18 protein-coding genes and 1 tRNA gene are annotated in these 17,933 nt (G+C 74.8%); 11 read left to right on the forward strand and 8 right to left on the reverse strand.

Translation table 11 applies throughout. The features are described 5' to 3' along the window. Positions 1-45 precede the first annotated feature (45 nt). From def to H9657_RS07855, 5 genes are all read left to right on the forward strand, one after another. Complete coding sequence (def, locus tag H9657_RS07835) at positions 46-534, forward strand: peptide deformylase (RefSeq protein WP_191782087.1); 489 nt, start codon at positions 46-48, stop codon at positions 532-534. A gap of 150 nt (positions 535-684) precedes the next feature. Continuing rightward, positions 685-1,185 carry a DUF3145 domain-containing protein gene (locus H9657_RS07840; protein WP_191782089.1) on the forward strand — a complete coding sequence of 167 codons (501 nt, stop codon included), beginning with the start codon at positions 685-687 and terminating at the stop codon, positions 1,183-1,185. Positions 1,186-1,396: 211 nt separating this feature from the next. Then, a complete protein-coding gene (locus H9657_RS19020) occupies positions 1,397-1,837 on the forward strand; it encodes an FMN-binding protein (RefSeq protein WP_225214857.1) in 441 nt (146 codons plus the stop codon). A gap of 63 nt (positions 1,838-1,900) precedes the next feature. Next, a complete protein-coding gene (locus H9657_RS07850) occupies positions 1,901-3,568 on the forward strand; it encodes an FAD-dependent oxidoreductase (protein WP_191782091.1) in 1,668 nt (555 codons plus the stop codon). Beyond that, on the forward strand, positions 3,555-4,454 hold the full coding sequence (locus H9657_RS07855; RefSeq protein ID WP_191782093.1) for an FAD:protein FMN transferase: 900 nt from the start codon (positions 3,555-3,557) through the stop codon (positions 4,452-4,454). Before H9657_RS07850 ends, H9657_RS07855 begins: the two co-directional genes overlap by 14 nt. Here the strand turns inward: H9657_RS07855 and H9657_RS07860 are convergent. The 6 genes from H9657_RS07860 to H9657_RS07885 form a co-directional block, all read right to left on the reverse strand. Further along, positions 4,451-4,831, reverse strand: a complete 381-nt coding sequence (locus tag H9657_RS07860; RefSeq protein WP_191782095.1) for a hypothetical protein — start codon at positions 4,829-4,831, stop codon at positions 4,451-4,453. The two genes, H9657_RS07855 and H9657_RS07860, sit on opposite strands and share 4 nt — an antisense overlap. A 57-nt stretch (positions 4,832-4,888) precedes the next feature. Further along, complete coding sequence (locus tag H9657_RS07865) at positions 4,889-6,133, reverse strand: beta-ketoacyl-[acyl-carrier-protein] synthase family protein (protein ID WP_191782097.1); 1,245 nt, start codon at positions 6,131-6,133, stop codon at positions 4,889-4,891. Positions 6,134-6,228: 95 nt separating this feature from the next. Continuing rightward, positions 6,229-6,477, reverse strand: a complete 249-nt coding sequence (locus H9657_RS07870; RefSeq protein ID WP_013117379.1) for an acyl carrier protein — start codon at positions 6,475-6,477, stop codon at positions 6,229-6,231. A gap of 76 nt (positions 6,478-6,553) precedes the next feature. After that, entirely contained in the window at positions 6,554-7,558 is a 1,005-nt protein-coding gene (locus H9657_RS07875) for a beta-ketoacyl-ACP synthase III (RefSeq protein ID WP_191782099.1), read from the reverse strand. Beyond that, complete coding sequence (locus H9657_RS07880) at positions 7,555-8,532, reverse strand: ACP S-malonyltransferase (RefSeq protein ID WP_191782101.1); 978 nt, start codon at positions 8,530-8,532, stop codon at positions 7,555-7,557. Before H9657_RS07880 ends, H9657_RS07875 begins: the two co-directional genes overlap by 4 nt. Before the next feature lie 124 nt (positions 8,533-8,656). Next, entirely contained in the window at positions 8,657-9,895 is a 1,239-nt protein-coding gene (locus H9657_RS07885) for a PucR family transcriptional regulator (protein ID WP_191782103.1), read from the reverse strand. 113 nt (positions 9,896-10,008) lie between these two features. Here H9657_RS07885 and H9657_RS07890 point away from each other — a divergent pair, with 113 nt between their 5' ends. Further along, positions 10,009-10,695 carry a hypothetical protein gene (locus H9657_RS07890; RefSeq protein WP_191782105.1) on the forward strand — a complete coding sequence of 229 codons (687 nt, stop codon included), beginning with the start codon at positions 10,009-10,011 and terminating at the stop codon, positions 10,693-10,695. A 97-nt stretch (positions 10,696-10,792) separates the two neighbouring features. On the opposite strand, the gene aceE is transcribed toward H9657_RS07890, so the two are convergent. Further along, on the reverse strand, positions 10,793-13,540 hold the full coding sequence (gene aceE, locus H9657_RS07895) for a pyruvate dehydrogenase (acetyl-transferring), homodimeric type (RefSeq protein ID WP_191782107.1): 2,748 nt from the start codon (positions 13,538-13,540) through the stop codon (positions 10,793-10,795). Between the two features lie 302 nt (positions 13,541-13,842). On the opposite strand from aceE, the gene H9657_RS07900 reads away from it, so the two are divergent. Continuing rightward, the gene (locus H9657_RS07900) at positions 13,843-14,265 is read left to right on the forward strand and encodes a DUF3052 domain-containing protein (RefSeq protein WP_191782109.1); all 423 of its coding nucleotides are present in this window, start codon (positions 13,843-13,845) and stop codon (positions 14,263-14,265) included. Continuing rightward, positions 14,262-14,735, forward strand: coding sequence for a peroxiredoxin (locus H9657_RS07905; protein WP_191782111.1), 474 nt, complete (start codon positions 14,262-14,264; stop codon positions 14,733-14,735). Before H9657_RS07900 ends, H9657_RS07905 begins: the two co-directional genes overlap by 4 nt. Before the next feature lie 32 nt (positions 14,736-14,767). Here the strand turns inward: H9657_RS07905 and H9657_RS07910 are convergent. Further along, positions 14,768-14,841, reverse strand: a tRNA-Val gene (locus H9657_RS07910). A 99-nt stretch (positions 14,842-14,940) separates the two neighbouring features. Here H9657_RS07910 and H9657_RS07915 point away from each other — a divergent pair. Genes H9657_RS07915 through H9657_RS07925 form a run of 3 tightly spaced genes read left to right on the forward strand, consistent with a single transcriptional unit; the run spans position 14,941 to position 17,911 of the window. After that, positions 14,941-15,990: a zinc-dependent alcohol dehydrogenase family protein gene (locus H9657_RS07915; RefSeq protein ID WP_191782113.1), complete on the forward strand. Its 1,050-nt coding sequence runs from the start codon at positions 14,941-14,943 to the stop codon at positions 15,988-15,990. After that, positions 15,987-17,177, forward strand: coding sequence for a Nif3-like dinuclear metal center hexameric protein (locus H9657_RS07920; RefSeq protein WP_191782115.1), 1,191 nt, complete (start codon positions 15,987-15,989; stop codon positions 17,175-17,177). The genes H9657_RS07915 and H9657_RS07920 overlap by 4 nt, the downstream gene beginning before the upstream one ends. Continuing rightward, complete coding sequence (locus tag H9657_RS07925; protein ID WP_191782116.1) at positions 17,174-17,911, forward strand: zinc ribbon domain-containing protein; 738 nt, start codon at positions 17,174-17,176, stop codon at positions 17,909-17,911. The genes H9657_RS07920 and H9657_RS07925 overlap by 4 nt, the downstream gene beginning before the upstream one ends. Positions 17,912-17,933: the final 22 nt, after the last annotated feature.

A 17,933-nucleotide genomic window follows, 5' to 3' on the forward strand; every position in this document is an offset into this window, starting at 1 on the left:
GCGGGCGCGGCTCGCCGGGTCGCTGCGACGTGAAAGGATCAGGGCATGGCTCTGCGTGAGATCCGCATCGTCGGCGACCCGGTGCTGCGCACCCCCTGCGACCCCGTCACGACGATCGACGACCGTGTCCGCTCGCTGGTCGAGGACCTCCTCGAGACCGTCGACGTGGAGGGGCGTGCCGGCCTCGCCGCGAACCAGATCGGCGTCAGCCTGCGGGCGTTCTCCTGGAACATCGACGACGAGATCGGCTACGTGCTCAACCCGGTCATCGTCGAGGTGTCCGAGGACGAGTACCAGGACGGCGACGAGGGCTGCCTGTCGGTGCCCGGCCTGTGGTTCCCGACGCACCGCGCCTGGTACGCGCGCGTGGTGGGCACCGACCTCGACGGCCGCGAGGTCGTCGTCGAGGGCACCGAGCTGATGGCGCGCTGCCTGCAGCACGAGGTCGACCACCTCGACGGCATGCTCTACCTGGACCGGCTCGAGCGCTCGGTGCGCAAGAAGGCGATGCGCGCGGTGCGCGAGCACCTCTAGGTCCGCCCAGCGCGTCCGCTGGACCTGCGGGAGCGGATGGGGCATCCTGTGCCGTGCACGCCGCGTGCGCTGCATCTGTGCTGGTGACGTTCCCGATCAGGGGCGAGGTCGTTGGGGAAGGCGACCCTCGAGCCCTTCCGGGAGGACGACATGGCCGGTGCTATCACCCGCGGTGTACTTTTCGTGCACTCCGCGCCGCGCGCGCTCTGCCCCCACGTCGAGTGGGCGGCAGGCAACGCGCTGGGCGCGCGCGTCAGCCTGGACTGGACACCCCAGCCGGCTGGCCCCACCTTCTACCGCGCCGAGCTGTCGTGGCAGGCGGCGCCCGGGACGGGTGCGCGGCTCGCGTCCGCGCTGCGCGGCTGGGCGCACCTGCGGTACGAGGTGACGGAGGAGCCCAGCGCCGGCGTCGACGGCTCGCGGTGGAGCCACACGCCCGAGCTCGGCATCTTCCACGCCGCCACGGACGTCCACGGCAACGTCGTGATCCCCGAGGACCGGATCCGTGCGGCCCTCGAGCACGCCGCCGACCCCGACCGGCTGCGGGCCGAGCTCGACCTCGCGCTCGGCCAGGCGTGGGACGACGAGCTCGAGCCGTTCCGCTACGCCGGGGCGGGCGCGCCCGTGCGCTGGCTGCACCGCGTCGGCTGACCCACGGCACCGGGGCGGGCGGGTCCACCGTTCGGGTGGACGGCCCGCCCCGTCCGCGTTGTGAAACGTTTTGAACGTCGGGCGGGGGGACCGGGCCGGGCACGCGCTCGGCTAGCGTCCCCCTCGCGTCCCGGGTCCACCGGAGTGCGCCGAGCCATCCGGGGGGAGACGGACCGCGGTGCGGTGCGTCGAGCACCCGCGGAGGACGCCGATGCCCGCACGACGTCGGTCGCGCCCCACCCTGCGGGTCGCCGCCGGACTGGGTGCCGGCCTCGCGCTGACCGGGTGCACCGTCGCCGCCCCCGCCGACGCACGGCCCGCCGCGGAGCCCCGCGCAGGGCACACCCCCCTCGCGCCCGCCGCGGACGGGACGTACAGCGGCAGCGGCAGCTACGAGACGCCGGGCGGGCGGCAGCAGATCGACGTGACGGTCGTCCTGGCGGACGGGGTCGTCACGGGCGTCCGCGTCGACCCGGCGGCGACGAACGCGACGTCCCTGCGGTTCCAGGAGCGGTTCGCGTCCGCGGTGGTGGACTCCGTGGTGGGTCGCACGCTGGACGAGGTCGCGGTCGACCGGCTCGCCGGATCGTCCTCGACGGGTGCCGGGTTCATGGCGGCGCTCGAGAGGGCGGTGCGCGATGCACGCGCGTGAGAGGTCCGGTGCGTCGGAGGGGTGCGCGCCGGACCCGACGGTGACGGACCGGGTGACGCGCTGATGGGACGGTTCGACGGGCTCCTGGGCGGGGTCGGTGCGTACCGGACCGCGACGCTGACGCTGCTGGCGGTGCACGGCGCGGCGGCGCTGCTGGGCCACCTCGGCATGCTCGACGTGGACCCCGTCGCGCTGGCGGCCACGGTGGGTGCGGCGTCGGCCGGCACGCTGCTGACGAGCCTCGTCGGTGCGCTCGTCAGCGGGGTGCGCGCGCACGTCGAGTCCTCGCTCATCACCGGCCTGCTCCTGGCGCTGCTGCTCTGGCCCGCGCTCACGTTCGAGTCCCTCGTCGGCGCCGGCCTCGTCGGGGCCGCCGCCGGGCTCTCGAAGGTGCTCGTGCGGTGGCGCGGCCGTCACCTGCTCAACCCCGCCGCCGCCGGCGCCCTGGTCGCAGGACTCGTCGTCGCGCCCGTCCTGGGTACCGCGGCCCCGGTGTGGTGGGTGGCGACGCCGCTGCTCGCGCCGGTCGTCCTGGTGGCGGGCCTGGTCGTGCTGCGCCGGACGGGCACCGCCGCGGTGGCGGTCGCGTACGGGCTGACCTACCTGGCGGTGACCCTGCCGCGCCTCGTGCTGTCCGGTCAGCCACCCCTCGACGCGCTCGCGGCCGTCCTGGGCTCGCACCCGGTGCTCGTGGTCGCCGCGTTCATGGTCGTCGAACCGCTCACGCAGGCGCCGCGGCGGCGCGAACGTGTCGTGATCGCGGTGCTCGTCGGGGGGCTCGCCGGTGTGCCGTTCGCCGTCGGTCCGCTCTCGACGTCGCCGGAGCTGGCGATCGTCGCGGGCAACGTCCTCACGGCGCTCGTCGCCGCGCCGCGCGCGCTGCGGCTCGTGGTGGTGGGCCACGGCTCGCCCGGTCCCGGAGCCCACGAGGTGCTGCTGCGTCCCGCGCGGCCCCTGCGCTGGCAGCCCGGGCAGTGGGCCGAGATCGACGTCGTCCGCATGCGCCCCGACGGGCGGGGGCGGCGTCGCGTGTTCTCCCTGGTGCCGGCCGGCCGGGACGCCGTCGCGGTCGCCTTCTCCGTGCGGGACCGGCCCTCGGCGTTCAAGCGGGCGCTGATGGCAGCGCCGGTCGGCTCGAGCGTGCGCGCGACCTACGTGGGCGGCGACTTCCTGCTGCCCGACGACCCGACGCGTCCCGTGCTCATGATCGCCGGCGGGATCGGCGTCACGCCGTTCCTCTCCCAGATCGAGCACGCCGGCCCGCGCGACATGGTGCTGGTCCTCGTGTGTCCCACGGGCATGCCCCCGCCCTACCTGCGGCGCCTGGCGCGCACGCGGGCGCGCGTCGTGATCGTCTCGCCGGAACCGGTGCCGGCTCTCCCGCCGCGCTGGACCTGGCACCGCGGCACGCGGCTCACGGCTGCCGCGCTGCGGACGGCGATGCCGGACCTGCCGCGGCGCGCGGCGTACGTCTCCGGTTCGCCGGACCTCGTGCGCCGGGCGCGGGCCGTGCTGCGCGAGGTGGGCGTCCGCCAGGTGCGCACCGACACCTTCACGGGTTACGGCCGCCGCCCGGCGCACCGGTCCGCGGGTGGCGCCGCACCCGCCGCCGCGGCACCGGCGCCGGTCGAGGCCGCCCGCACGCGGCGGAAGGAGCCGGGCAGGCGGCGGTCGCGGGCCGCCGGCATCCGGGCGGGTCGCGGCGGGATCACGGCCGGTGCCCCGCGCTGAGACCCGGTTCGAGGCGATCGGGACCCGGTGGTGCGTCGAGACCGCGGCACCCCTCGCGGACGCGACGCTCGACCGGGTCCGCGGGGTGGTCGACGCGTACGACCTCGTCTGGTCCCGCTTCCGGGCCGACTCCGTCGTGTCCGCGATGGCACGGGACGGCGGCACCTACGCCCTGCCCGGCCACGCGGCGGAGCTCCTCGACCTGTACGACGTGCTGGAGGACCGCACCGACGGCGCCATGACGCCGCTCGTCGGACGCAGCCTCGAGCACCTCGGCTACGACGCGACGTACCGCCTGCGCCCCGCCGGCGCCCCGCTGCCCGCACCTCGTGGCGTCCGTACCCGCGACGTGGTCACGTGCGCGCGCCGCGACGAGGGCGCGCTCACCGTGACCGCGATGCGCCCGGTGCTCCTCGACGTCGGCGCGGCCGGCAAGGGCCAGCTCGTCGACCTCGTCGCGGCCGAGCTGCGCGCGTGCGGCGTGGGGGAGTACGTCGTCGACGCCGGTGGCGACATGGTGCACCGCGGCCCCGACGTGGTGCGGGTCGGGCTCCAGGTGCCGGGCGACCCCGGACGTGTGCTCGGCGCCGTCGACCTGCGCGACGCGGCGCTCTGCGCGTCCGCGGTCGACCGGCGCTCCTGGGGCGACGGGCTGCACCACGTCCTCGACGCCCGCACGGGCGCACCCGTCGGCGGGGTCGTCGCCACGTGGGTGGTCGGCGAGCGCGCGATGGTCGCCGACGGCCTGGCGACGGCGCTCTTCCTCGCCGACCCCGACGTCCTGCAGGGCGTCGCCGAGCACACGTACGTGCAGCTGCGGGCCGACGGGAGCGCGCGGGTCGCGCTCGCGCTGCCGGGCCGGCTGTTCGGGACGGGCCAGGACTAGGAGCCGCGCACCGGGGTGTGCAACCCGTTGATGAGCGCCACGGTCGCGGACGCACCGTACGCGGCGGACCCGATGAAGTACCCCGTCGACTTCCAGACCGAGCTGGGACCGGTGCTCGCCGACGCCGCGGCACACCAGCCCGCGGCGCCGAGCCCGACGACGAAGACGACGCCGGCCGCGAGCTCGACGTCGTCGCGCCCGACCCGCGAGATCGCGACGGGCACGACCACCACGAGCAGGACGAGGACGCCGAGCAGGATGACGACCGCTCGGACGCGGTGCACGGTGCGCACCTCCGGCCCACCGATCATGGCCTGGTCGAAGAGGCGTACCAGCGCGGAGCGCGGCGCGCGGCCGTCCTGCTCCGAGGTGCTCACCCGTCCGACGCTAGCCCCGGCGGACGGTGGGCGCGGCGCGAGCGCCGGTGCGCGCGTCTAGACGGAGGTCACGACCAGCGCGACGTTGTGGCCCCCGAACCCGAAGGAGTTGTTGACCGCGGCAACGGGGCCCGCACGCAGCGCGCGCGGCTCGTCGCGGACGAGGTCGAGGACCAGCTCCGGGTCGGGCTTGGCGACGTTGATCGTGGGCGGCGCCGTGCGCTCGTGCAGCGCGAGGACGGTGAAGATCGTCTCGAGCGCGCCCGCGCCGCCGAGCAGGTGGCCCGTCATGGACTTCGTCGCCGAGAGCACGGCGTGGTCGGCGTCGTCGCCCAGGACCGCCCGGATCGACCGCGCCTCGATGAGGTCGCCGACCACGGTGGAGGTCGCGTGCGCGTTCACGTGCACGACGTCGGTCGTCGCGACGCCCGCGTCCGCGATCGCGGCGCGCATCGCCCGGATCTGTCCGTCGCCGGACGGTTCGGGTGACGTGATGTGGTAACCGTCGGCCGACAGGCCCAGGCCGGCGATCCGGCCGTAGACGCGCGCGCCACGGGCGGCGGCGTGCGCGGCGGACTCGAGGACCACGATGCCCGCGCCCTCACCGATCACGAAGCCGTCGCGGTCGACGTCGTAGGGGCGGGAGGCGCCGGCGGGGTCGTCGTTGCGGGTCGACAGGGTGCGGGACGCCGCGAACGCGGCGATCGGCATGGGGTGGATCGTGGCCTCGGTCCCACCGGCGACGACCACGTCGGCGCGGCCGTTGCGGATCATCTCGACGCCGTAGGCGATGGCCTCGGCGCCGGACGCGCACGCCGAGACGAGCGCGTGGGCACCGGCACGGGCACCGAGCTCCAGGGACACGTACGCGACCGGCGAGTTCGGCATGAGCATCGGCACGGTCATGGGCAGCACGCGACGGCCGCCCTTCTCCCGGAGCGTGTCCCACCCGTCGAGCGTGGTCCAGATGCCGCCGATGCCCGAGGAGACGACCGCACCCAGGCGGTCGCCGTCCACCTCGGGCGAGCCCGCGTCGGCCCACGCCTCGCGCGTCGCGATGATCGCATACTGCGCGGAGGGGTCCATGCGCTTGAGCTCGGGCCGGGGGAGCACCTGGTCCGCGGGGACCTTGAGCGTCGCCCCGAAGTTGACGGCGATCTCGTACCGCTCGGCCCAGTCGTTGTCGAAGGGGCGCGCACCGGACTCACCGGCGAGCGCGGCCTGCCACGTGCTCGGGACGTCTCCGCCGAGCGGCGTGGTCGCGCCCAGACCGGTGACGACGACCTCAGGGACGGTGCTCATGGTGTTCTCCTCGGTTCAGGCGGGGGGGGGGGGGGCGGGGTGCCCGGCCCGGGGCCCGGCGCACCGCCCGGGTGCACGCGGGGTGCGGCGCAGGCTCAGGCCTGGGCGCCGGCGATGAAGCTCACGGCGTCGCCCACGGTCGCGAGGTTCTTGACCTCGTCGTCGGGGATGCGGACGTCGAACTTCTCCTCCGCGAGCGTGACGATCGTCATCATCGACAGCGAGTCGATGTCGAGGTCGTCGGTGAAGGACTTCTCGGGCAGGACGGAGTCGGTCGGCAGACCGGTCTCCTCGCTGACGATCTCGGCCAGGCCGGCCAGGATCTCCTGCTCGCTGTGGGCCATCGGGTGTCTCCTCGTGTCGGGTGGTGCTGGGACGTGCTGAACGGTACAGGCGCGCGTGCGACGGCCGCCGGGTGGGTCAGGGCAGGACGACGACCTGTGCGGCGTAGACCAGCCCCGCGCCGAAGCCGATCTGCAGGGCGAGCGCGCCGGGCTGGATCTGCCCCTCGCGCCGCAGCCGCTCGGCCGCGAGCGGGATCGACGCCGCCGACGTGTTGCCGGTGTCGGCGATGTCGCGCCCGACGACGACGGACTCGGGCAGCTTCAGCTGCTTGATCATCTGGTCGATGATCCGCATGTTGGCCTGGTGCGGGATGAACGCCTCGATGTCGGAGGCGCTGACGCCGGCGGCGTCCAGCGCCTTCTGCGCCACGGGCGCCATCTGCCAGACCGCCCACTTGAAGACCGACTGGCCCTCCTGGCGCAGCGTCGGCCAGCCGGCGCCCTCGTCACGGGTCGCGAGCCACGAGTGCGTCTGGCGGATCGCCTGGGCCTGCGCGCCGTCGGAGCCCCAGACGGTCGGGCCGATGCCCGGCGTGTCCGACGGGCCGATGACGACCGCGCCGGCGCCGTCGCCGAGGAGGAACGAGATGGACCGGTCCGTCGGGTCGACGAACTCGCTCATCTTCTCGGCACCGATCACCAGGACGTGGCGGGCCGTCCCGGCCCGGACCAGGGCGTCGGCCTGCGCGATGCCGTAGCAGTACCCGGCGCACGCGGCGGAGATGTCGAACGCGGCGGCGGGCGTCGCGCCGATCCGGTCGGCGATGATCGCGGCACCCGCGGGCGTCTGGTGGAAGTACGTGACGGTGGACAGGATGACCGCGTCGACGTCGGCGCCGGTCAGGCCGGCGTCGTCGAGGGCGGCGCGGGCCGCGGCCTCCGCCAGGTCCAGCACGTCGGTGCCCTCGGCCGCACGGCGGCGCGTGACGATGCCGGTGCGCTGACGGATCCACTCGTCCGACGAGTCGATCGGGCCCACCAGGTCGTCGTTGGTGACGACGCGCTCGCCACGCACCCCGCCGAGGCCGAGGATGCGGGTGTGCGCGGGCCCGGTGGCCTGCGTGAGGGTCGGACGGGTCACGACGGGCTCTCCTGTGCGGTGAGGACGGTGCCGGCGTGCCGGCGGACGAGGTCGCGCGCGGCGTCGAGGTCGGCCGGGGACTTCAGTGCGAGGGTCTCGACGCCCGGCAGCGTACGCCGCGCCAGGCCCGTCAGGACGCCGCCGGGTGCCACCTCGAGCAGCGCCGTCACGCCCAGGCGGGTGAGCGTGGCCTGGCACAGGTCCCAGCGCACCGGGCGCGCGACCTGCGCGACGATGCGCGCGAGGGCGTCCGCACCGTCGGTGACCTCGGCGCCGTCCGCGTTGCCGAGCAGCGTCACGACGGGGCGGCGCGGGGAGACCGTGGCGGACGCCCGCGCGAGCTCCTCGACGGCGGGCGCCATGTGGCGCGTGTGGAACGCACCGGCCACCTGCAGCGCGACGACGCGCGTGCGCGCCGGCGGCTCGGCGGCGAGTGCCGCGAGCGCGGGGAGCGTGCCGGCGGCGACGACCTGGCCGCCGCCGTTGACGTTGGCGGCCACGAGGTCGAGGTCCGCCAGGCGTTCCAGGACCGCGTCGGGGTCGCCGCCGAGCACGGCGCTCATGCCCGTGGGGGTCGCGGCGGCGGCGCGCGCCATCGCGGCACCGCGCACGGCCACGAGCGACAGGGCGTCGTCGTCGCTCAGCACACCGGCCGCGGCGGCGGCGGCGAGCTCCCCGACCGAGTGCCCCGCGACGACGTCCAGCGCACCGGGGACGACCTCGGCGAGGTCGGTGCCCGCGTCGGCGCCCAGGACCGTGCGCAGGGTGGCGAGCGCGGTGGCGACCAGCAGGGGCTGCGCGACGGCCGTGTCCCGGATCGTGTCGGCGTCCGACGTCGTGCCGTGCGCGAGCAGGTCCATGCCGACGACGTCGCCGGCGTGCCGTAGCGCGTCGGCGAAGCCGTCGATCTCGGTCCAGGGCAGGAGCATGCCGGGGGACTGGGCACCCTGGCCGGGGCAGGCGACGACGAGCACCCGACAACCATGCCGTCCGAGGGTGCCCCTACCCGGTCACGGCTCGCACCAACCTCACGACCCAGGGTTGTCGGACCTGCACAAAGGGCCTCTCGGCGTGCGGGCCCGCGCCCCGGACCGCGCGTCAGCCGGTGGAGGCGTCGAGCCGTCCCACGGCCAGCGCGACCTGCAGCACGTACGACTCGCGCGCGTCGAGCGGGTCCCATCCGGTCACGTCGGAGACCCGGCGCAGCCGGTACCGGACGGTGTTGGGGTGCACGTACAGCGTGCGGGCCGCGGCCTCGAGCGAGCGCCCCGCGCCGAGGTAGGCGGAGAGGGTGTCGAGCAGCGAGCCCTGGCTGGCCGCGAGCGGCGCGTAGGCGCGCTCGACGAGCGCACGACGCGCGTCGTCGTCGCCGACGAGCACGCGCTCGGGCAGCAGGTCGTCCGCGTGCACCGGGCGGGGGGCCTGCTCCCACCCCGGCGCGGCGAGCAGCCCCGCCAGGGCGGACCGCGCCGACCTCGTCGCCTCCGCGAGGCCCGCGGCGGTCGGGCCGATCACGACGGGACCGGGGCCGAACCGCGGGAGCAGCGTCATCGCCGCGGCCCGCAGGTCGCCCTCGCCACCGAGGAACACCACCAGGCGGTCACCCAGGATGCCGACGAGCGCGTCGTCGGCGGCCCGTCGCGTGGCCCGTCGCAGGTCCGCGGCACGCACCTCGTCCATGTGCGCGCCGGCGGTACCCACGACGACGAGCGTCGAGCCGCGGCCACCCCAGCCGAGCGCCGCCACGCGCGAGCGCAGGGCGTCGTCGACGTCACCGCGGACCAGTGCGTCGACCACGAGCGCCTCGAGCCGAGCGTCCCACGCGCCCCGCACCTCGGCTGCCCGTGCGTAGACCTCCGCCGCGGAGAACGCCACCTCGCGCGAGTAGCGCAGCACCGCCTCGCGCAGCTCGCGCTCGGCGCCCGGGGCGGCCAGCCGGTCGGAGTGGGTCTCCACGACGTCGACCACGACCCGCACGAGCTGCAGCGTGTGCTGCAGCGAGATCGACCGCGTCAGCTCGGGGGGCGCGGCGGCGAAGATCTCGCTGACCGCGTGCGGCGGACGCGACGGGTCGGCGTACCAGGTGACGAAGGCCGTGATCCCGGCCTGCGCGACCAGGTTGACCCACGAGCGGTCCTCGGCCGGCAGGGCCCGGTACCACTCCAGGTCGTCGTCGAGCCGGCGCATCGCGGCAGCGGACAGCAGCCCGGTGCCGTCGCGCACCCGCCGCTGCGTCTCGCTCTGGTCGCCGGGCCCACCGGGGCCGGCTGCGTCCCGTGCGGGCGCGGGGGAGCGGCGGGGCGAGCGCGCCGCCGGCGTCCTGGGGGGCGTCGCCATGACCCGAGCATAGGGTCAGGTTGTGGGAAGCCCACAAGTCCGAGGTGCCGCGCAGGCGCGTCGACGGCCCCGTCGGACAGGTGCGCGAGGAACGGAGCGGATAGGGTCGCCGCATGGCTCTTCTGCCCCGCCTGCGCCAGCTCATGCGGCGACCCTCCTCGGCCTCCAAGGTCGGGGCGCGTCGCCCCACGACGGCCTCGCGGCGTGGCGACACCCTCCATGAGGACGCGCTGCGTTCCATGCTGAGCGACGATCCGAACAACGAGCGGGCGTTCCTCGCCCTCGCCGAGATCGTCCGTCGCCGTGCCGCCGAGTCCGTCCCCGAGGAGGACCCCCTGACGGCACCGAACGTCGAGCACGAGCGGCAGCACGCCGCCGACCTGGCCGTGTGGTCGCTCGGCGAGGAGCTCGCGGGCAACCCGCGCGCCTGGTACCCGCTCATCGAGGTGGCGCGCCTGTCCGTGCGCGACGACCACGAGGGCACCATCCGCCGGCTCACGACGGCCGCCGAGCGCGACCCGTCGGGCCAGGCGCTCGTGCAGGGCATCGCGCTGCTGTGCGAGGCGGGCCAGCCGGTCGAGGCCCTCAACCTCGGCGTCGGCCACTGGCGACCGCGCGAGCACGTGCCGGAGGTCGCGCGCGAGCTCGTCCGTGCGGCGATCGCCGCCGAGCGCCCGCTCGAGGCCAAGCAGCACCTGTCGTCGCTCGAGCTCTACCCGGACCAGGCCGCGATCGCGGCGCTGAAGGACGAGCTCAGGATCGAGATCGCGCAGGCCGAGCAGGCCATCCCCGGCACCTGACCGTCACGGGCTGCCGGGCGTCCCGCCCGCAGGTCCCGTGCAGACGCACGAACGCCCCCGGCCGTACGGCCGGGGGCGTCCTCGTGTCAGCGGGAGGTCAGGAGTCCCCACCGGTGTTGCCGGACGTGCCGGCCGTGACGTCGTACAGCCGGTAGCGCTCGATGGCCTGGGCGGGGAGCGACGCGTCCACCTTGCCCTCCAGGACGAGCTGCTGCAGCACGCGGACGACCGTCGACGGTCCGTCGATCTTGAAGTGCCGGCGCGCCGCCGCACGCGTGTCCGAGAAGCCGAACCCGTCGGCCCCGAGCGTGGCGTAGCGACCCGGCACCCAGGCGCGCACCTGGTCGGCCACGAGGTGGTCGAAGTCCGTCGTGGCGACGAACGGCCCCTCGGCACCCTGCAGCTTCTGCGTCAGGTACGGCGTGCGGATCCCGTCGCCCGGGTGCAGGAACGCCTGCTGCTCGGCGGCGAGCGCCTCACGACGCAGCTCGTTCCAGCTCGTCACCGACCAGACCGCGGCACGCACGCCCCAGTCCTCGGCCAGCAGGTGCTGCGCCTCGAGCGCCCACGGCACCGCGACGCCCGACGCGAGGATCTGGGCGCGCGGCCCGTCGCCCTGCGCCGGCGCGATCAGGTGGATCCCCTTGAGGATCCCCTCGACGTCGACGCCCTCCGGCTCGGCCGGCTGGACCATCGGCTCGTTGTAGACCGTCAGGTAGTAGATGACGTCCTTGTCGCGGCCGTCCGCCGTCTCGCCGTACATGCGCTCGATGCCGTCGCGCACGATGTGGCGGATCTCGTAGCCGTACGCCGGGTCGTAGTGCACGACGTGCGGCATGGTGCCCGCGAGCAGCGGCGAGTGGCCGTCGGCGTGCTGCAGCCCCTCGCCCGTGAGCGTGGTCCGCCCCGCGGTGGCGCCGATGAGGAACCCGCGCGCCATCTGGTCACCGGCGGCCCAGAACTGGTCGCCGGTGCGCTGGAACCCGAACATCGAGTAGTAGAAGTAGAACGGGACGAGCGGCTCGCCGTGCGTCGCGTAGGAGGTGCCCACCGACTGGAACGCGGCCGCGGAACCGGCCTCGTTGATGCCGGTGTGCATGATCTGCCCGGCCTCGGACTCCTTGTACGAGAGCATGAGCTCACGGTCCACGGCCATGTAGTTCTGGCCGTTGGTGTTGAAGATCTTCGCGCTCGGGAAGATCGAGTCCAGGCCGAAGGTGCGCGCCTCGTCGGGGATGATCGGCACCAGGCGGTGGCCGAACTCCTTGTCCTTGACGAGGTCCTTGAACAGGCGCACGAGCGCCATGGTCGTGGCGACCTCCTGCGTGCCCGAGCCCTTGGCCAGGCCCTCGTAGACCTTGTCGCCCGGGAGCGTGAGCTTCGTGTGCTCGGTGCGACGCTCGGGGACGAACCCGCCGAGCTGGCGCCGGCGCTCGAGCATGTAGCGGATCGCCTCGTCCTCGGGCCCCGGGTGGAAGTAGGGCGGCAGGTACGGGTCGGCCTCGAGCTGCTCGTCCGTGATCGGGATGTGCAGCGAGTCGCGCAGCGTCTTGAGCTGGTCGAGCTTGAGCTTCTTCATCTGGTGCGTCGCGTTGCGACCGGCGAAGCCCGAGCCCAGGCCGTAGCCCTTGATCGTGTGCGCGAGGATCACGGTCGGCTGACCGGTGTGCTCACGGGCCGCCTTGTAGGCCGCGTAGAGCTTGCGGTAGTCGTGCCCGCCGCGCTTGAGCGCCCAGATCTCGTCGTCGGTCATCTTCTCGACCAGCTGCTTGGTGCGCGGGTCCCGACCGAAGAAGTGCTCGCGGATGAACGCGCCGTTCTCGGCGCGGTACGTCTGGAAGTCGCCGTCGGGCGTCGTGTTCATCAGGTGGACCAGCGCGCGGTCCTTGTCGGCGTTGAGCAGCGTGTCCCACTCGCGGCCCCAGATGACCTTGATGACGTTCCAGCCCGCACCGCGGAACTGGGCCTCGAGCTCCTGGATGATCTTGCCGTTGCCGCGGACCGGGCCGTCGAGACGCTGCAGGTTGCAGTTGACGACGAACGTGAGGTTGTCCAGGCCCTGCTGCGCGGCGTGCTGGAGCATGCCGCGCGACTCGGGCTCGTCCATCTCGCCGTCGCCGAGGTACGCCCAGACGTCCTGCTGGCTGGTGTCCTTGATCCCGCGGTTGTGCAGGTACTTGTTCGTCCACGCCTGGTAGATGGCCGAGGCCGGGCCGAGGCCCATCGAGACCGTGGGGAACTCCCACAGCTCGGGTGCCAGCCGCGGGTGGGGGTACGACGGCAGCCCGCCGCCGGGGTGGGACATCTCCTGGCGGAACCCGTCGAGCTGGTGCTCGGAGAGCCGGCCCTCGAGGAACGCCCGCGCGTAGACGCCCGGGGACGCGTGACCCTGGAAGTAGACCTGGTCACCGCCGCCCGGGTGGTCCTTGCCGCGGAAGAAGTGGTTGAGGCCGACCTCGGTCAGCGTCGCGACGGACGCGTACGACGAGATGTGCCCGCCGACGGCCACGCCGGGCCGCTGGGCGCGCGTCACCATGACGGCCGCGTTCCAGCGGATCCACGACCGGTAGCGGCGCTCCATGGCCTCGTCGCCGGGGAAGTACGGCTCGTTGTGCACCGCGATGGTGTTCACGTACGGCGTGTTGAGCGACGCCGGGATCGCGACGTTGCGCTCGCGTGCGCGCCGCAGCAGGTTCATGAGCACGTACCGGGCCCGCGGACCGCCCTTGTCCTCGATCAGCCCGTCGAGGGACTCGAGCCACTCACCGGTCTCCTCCGGGTCGATGTCGGGGACCTGGCTGAGCAGGCCGCCGATGAGCGGACCCGTCTCGTCGATGGAAGCCACCGGTGCTCCTTCGCGTCTCGTGCGCGCCCGGCGCCTCGTGGCGCCCCAGCACGCTCCAGTGCCTGCAGCCGGCGACCAGCGCGTGGTGAGCGGGTGCGGTTGCGGGTAGTTGCACCATTCTCGGTCCGTCGGGGGCCGAAAGTCACACCGTGGCCCCGGTTGCGCGGCGTGACGTCCGTGACACGCGTGCCGATCCGCCTCTTGCCAGCGCCCCCTGCGCTGCGGTGGGCTAACGTGTGCCGACATCGACAGGTGGGTCCGCGAACAGTGCGGCGCACCGGGGGAGAAGGGAACGGGCCGACGTGTCATCCACCGCGGACGACTCCGCGACGCAGGCGGTCGCCCGCCTCGGCTTCACAGCCGGGCAGGTGATCCAGGAGCTCAACTACGACGACGACGTCGACGCCGACGTCCGTACGGGGATCGAGGCCGTGACGGGCACCGAGCTCGTCGACGAGGACTACGACGACGTCACCGACGGTGCGGTCATCTGGTTCCGGCAGGACGACGGCGACCTCACCGACGCCCTGGTCGACGCGACGAGCGTGCTCGAGGACAGCGGCCCCATCTGGGTCTTCTCGCCCAAGGCGGGTCGTCCGGGTCACGTGTCGCACTCCGACATCGAGGAGGCGGCCACGACGTCCGGGCTCCACGCGATGTCGACGTTCTCGATCGGTCCGGACTGGTCCGCGACACGTCTGTCCTCCCGAGGCCGCGGGAAGTGAGCGGTGCGGGCGTCCCGCAGGTCGGGACGCGCGCCCCTGGGCTGACGCTCCCCGACACGCACGGCACGCCCGTCGCGCTCGCGGAGCTGCGCGGCACGCCGGTGGCGGTGGTGTTCTTCCCGTTCGCGTTCTCCGGCATCTGCACGGGTGAGCTCTGCGAGCTGCGGGACGACATCGCCGCCTTCGACGACGCCGGCGTGCGGCTGCTCGCCGTGTCCTGCGACCCGATGTTCACCCTGCGGGCGTGGTCGGAGCAGGAGCGCTTCGGGTTCGACCTGCTCTCCGACTTCTGGCCGCACGGCGAGGCGGCCCGCGCCTACGGGGTCTTCGACGAGGCCACCGGGCACGCGCTGCGTGGCTCGTTCCTCGTCGACGCCGACGGGGTGCTGCGCTGGAGCGTCGTGAACCCCCGCGGGCAGGCGCGCCCGCTGTCCGCCTACCGTCAGGCACTGGCGGCGCTGTCGGCGTGATGCCCGCCGTGAGGCGTGACGTGATGCGTGGGTGGGCCCGGCCGGTCTCGAACCGGCGACCTCCGCGGTGTAAGCGCGGCGCTCTGACCAACTGAGCTACAGGCCCTTGCGGTCGGTCAGCCTACCGGCGCGCCGGTGACCGTTGGCACGTCCGCCGCCACCCGGTCGCGGGCGGACGCAGGCGGTCGCGCCGTAGGCTTCCGGTGTGCGAGCCACCGTCATCCACGGCCCCCACGACGTGCGCGTCGAGCAGGTGCCCGACCCCGTCGTCCAGCGCCCCACCGACGCCGTCGTCCGCGTCGTCGCGACCTGCGTGTGCGGCTCCGACCTGTGGGGCTACCGCGGCGTGCGGGACCCGGGCGAGCCGCACCGGACGGGTCACGAGTTCGTGGGCGTCGTCGAGGAGGTCGGCGCCGACGTCCGGCGGGTGGGCGTGGGTGACTTCGTCGTCGCACCGTTCTCGATCAGCGACGGCACGTGCGTGCACTGCCGCGACGGCGTGCACACGTCGTGCGAGCAGGTCGCGTGGTGGGGGTCGCCGGACCACGAGGGCATCCCGTCGGACGGTGCGCAGGGCGAGTACGTGCGCGTGCCGCTGGCCGACGGCACCCTCGTCGTGGCCCCCGAGCACCCCGACGCCGCGCTGCTGCCGCACGTGCTGACGCTCACCGACGTCCTGGGCACCGGCCACCACGCGGCGCTGTCCGCGGGCGTCCGGGCCGGCTCGGTCGTCGCGGTCGTCGGTGACGGCGCCGTCGGCCTGTGCGGCATCATCGCCGCGCGCCGCCTCGGCGCCGAGCGGATCGTCGCGTTCTCCCGCAACCCCGCACGCCAGGCCCTCGCGCGGCGGTTCGGCGCGACCGACGTGGTGACCGAGCGCGGCGACGAGGGGGCGGCGGCCGTCGTCGACCTGCTCGGCGGCGTCGGACCCCACGGCGTGCTGGAGTGCGTGGGCACCCGGGAGTCGATGGCCCAGGCGCTGGCCACGGTGCGACCGGGCGGGCGCGTCGGGTTCGTGGGGGTCCCTGCCGGGGGGCCGGAGCTGTCCGTGCAGACGATGTTCTCCGCCAACAAGGGCGTCGTCGGCGGCGTCGCCCCGGTGCGCGGCTACATCGAGGGGCTGCTGCCGGACGTGTGGGCCGGCACCATCGAGCCCGGCCTGGTCTTCGACGCGACCTTCGGGCTCGACGACATCGCCGACGCGTACCGCGCGATGGACGAGCGCACGTGCACGAAGGCGCTCGTGCTGCCGTGACCGCGACGCTCGCCGAGGTCGTCGCCGCGCTCGAGGCCCGCTACCCCCCGCGCACCGCCGAGTCCTGGGACCGCGTGGGGCTCGCGGCCGGTGACCCCGCGGCACCGGTGCGCCGCGTGCTGCTGGCGGTCGACCCGGTCGCCGCGGTCGTGGACGAGGCGCTCGCGTGGGACGCGGACCTGCTGGTCACGCACCACCCGCTGCTGCTGCGGCCCGTCCACTCGGTCGCGGCCACGACCTACAAGGGCGCGCTGCTGCACCGGCTCGTGCGCGCGGGCTGCGGGCTCTACACGGCGCACACCAACGCCGACGCGGCGCACGGCGGGGTGGCGGAGGCGCTCGCGGACGCCGTGGGACTGGTCGGGACCGAGCCGCTCGTCCCGGCCGACGCGCCCGCGCTCGACAAGCACGTCGTCATGGTGCCCGTCGCCGCGGCCGACGCGCTGGTCGACGCGCTCGCGGAGGCGGGTGCCGGGCAGGTGGGCGCGTACGCGCGCTGCGCCTGGACGACGACCGGCGAGGGGACGTTCACGCCCCTGCCGGGCGCGTCGCCGGCCGTGGGTGCGGTCGGGCGCCGGGAGACGGTCGCGGAGGCGCGTGTCGAGATGGTCGCGCCGCGCCACCTGCGTGGCCGCGTCGTCGCCGCGATGCGCGCCGCCCACCCGTACGAGGAGCCGGCGTTCGACGTCCTCGAGGCGGCCGCGCTGCCGGGGCGGACGGGCCTGGGGCGGGTCGGCACGCTGCCGACGCCGCTGCCGCTGCACGCGTTCGCCGCGGCCGTCGCACGCGCCGTGCCCGCGACGGCCCAGGGCGTGCGGTACGCCGGCGACCCCGACATGCCCGTGCGGCGCGTCGCGGTGCTCGGCGGCTCGGGGGACTCGCTGTTCGACGCCGTGCGCGCCGCCGACGTGGACGCGTACGTCACCGCGGACCTGCGCCACCACCCGGCGTCGGAGCAGCAGGAGCGCGCGGCGTTCGAGGCCGGGGACGGTCCGCCGCGCCCGGCGCTCGTGGACCTGGCGCACTCCGCGTCCGAGTGGCTCTGGCTCCCGCGCGCCGCCGACGCGTTGCGGGCGGACCTGGCGGCCGCGGGCACTACGGTGGAGACCCGCGTCAGCACGCGGCGCACCGACCCGTGGACGGGTCACGTGCCGCAGACGTCCCCGCCGGAAGGAACCACCACGTGACGAGCGCCCCCGCCGCAGACCAGCGCCGACTCCTCGACGTCCAGGACCTGGACACCCGCCTCTCGCAGCTCGCCCACAAGCGGCGCTCGCTGCCGGCGCTCGCGCGGATCGTCGAGCTCGACGCGCAGCTCGCGGACCTCGACTCCGCGCTCGTGACGTCCCGCACGGCGGCGTCGGACCTGCGGACCGAGCTCGCGAAGGCCGAGGCCGACGTGGCCCAGGTGCGCGGCCGCGCCGTGCGGGACCAGCAGCGTCTCGACGGCGGCCAGGTGGGTGCGAAGGACGCGCAGGCGCTGACGAGCGAGCTCGCGAGCCTCGCGGCCCGGCAGTCGCACCTCGAGGACGTCGAGCTCGAGGTCATGGAGCGCCTCGAGGCGCACGAGGCCGTGCTGCGCGACCTCGAGCAGGCGCAGGGCGCGCTCGTCGCCGACCGCGAGAAGGTCGTCGCGGAGCGCGACGCCGGGTACGCGGAGATCGACGCCGAGGCGGGCCGCGTGCGCGCCGAGCGCGAGCGCGCAGCCGACGGGCTCGACGCGGGCCTCGTCGCGCTCTACGAGCGGCTGCGTGGCCAGCTGGGCGGCAGCGGCGCCGCGGCGCTGCGCGGGACCCGGTGCGAGGGGTGCCGCCTGGAGCTGAACCCCCTGGACATCGAGGCGATCCGTGCGCGCCCGGTCGACGCCGTCGTCCGCTGCGAGGAGTGCGGCCGCATCCTGGTCCGTCTCACCGACGCCTGAGCGGGTCCGCCGGCTGGACCCC

The sequence above is a fragment of the Cellulomonas avistercoris genome (assembly GCF_014836445.1).
GTDB lineage: Bacteria > Actinomycetota > Actinomycetes > Actinomycetales > Cellulomonadaceae > Cellulomonas > Cellulomonas avistercoris.

Excerpts from the sequence above, each read along its gene's own strand:
- H9657_RS07890 (WP_191782105.1), top strand. The coding sequence starts at position 10,009 with ATGGCTCTTCTGCCCCGCCTGCGCCAGCTCATGCGGCGACCCTCCTCG.
- def (WP_191782087.1), top strand. The coding sequence starts at position 46 with ATGGCTCTGCGTGAGATCCGCATCGTCGGCGACCCGGTGCTGCGCACC.
- H9657_RS19020 (WP_225214857.1), top strand. The coding sequence starts at position 1,397 with ATGCCCGCACGACGTCGGTCGCGCCCCACCCTGCGGGTCGCCGCCGGA.
- H9657_RS07865 (WP_191782097.1), bottom strand. The coding sequence starts at position 6,133 with ATGAGCACCGTCCCTGAGGTCGTCGTCACCGGTCTGGGCGCGACCACG.
- H9657_RS07840 (WP_191782089.1), top strand. The coding sequence starts at position 685 with ATGGCCGGTGCTATCACCCGCGGTGTACTTTTCGTGCACTCCGCGCCG.
- H9657_RS07870 (WP_013117379.1), bottom strand. The coding sequence starts at position 6,477 with ATGGCCCACAGCGAGCAGGAGATCCTGGCCGGCCTGGCCGAGATCGTC.
- H9657_RS07850 (WP_191782091.1), top strand. The coding sequence starts at position 1,901 with ATGGGACGGTTCGACGGGCTCCTGGGCGGGGTCGGTGCGTACCGGACC.
- H9657_RS07885 (WP_191782103.1), bottom strand. The coding sequence starts at position 9,895 with ATGGCGACGCCCCCCAGGACGCCGGCGGCGCGCTCGCCCCGCCGCTCC.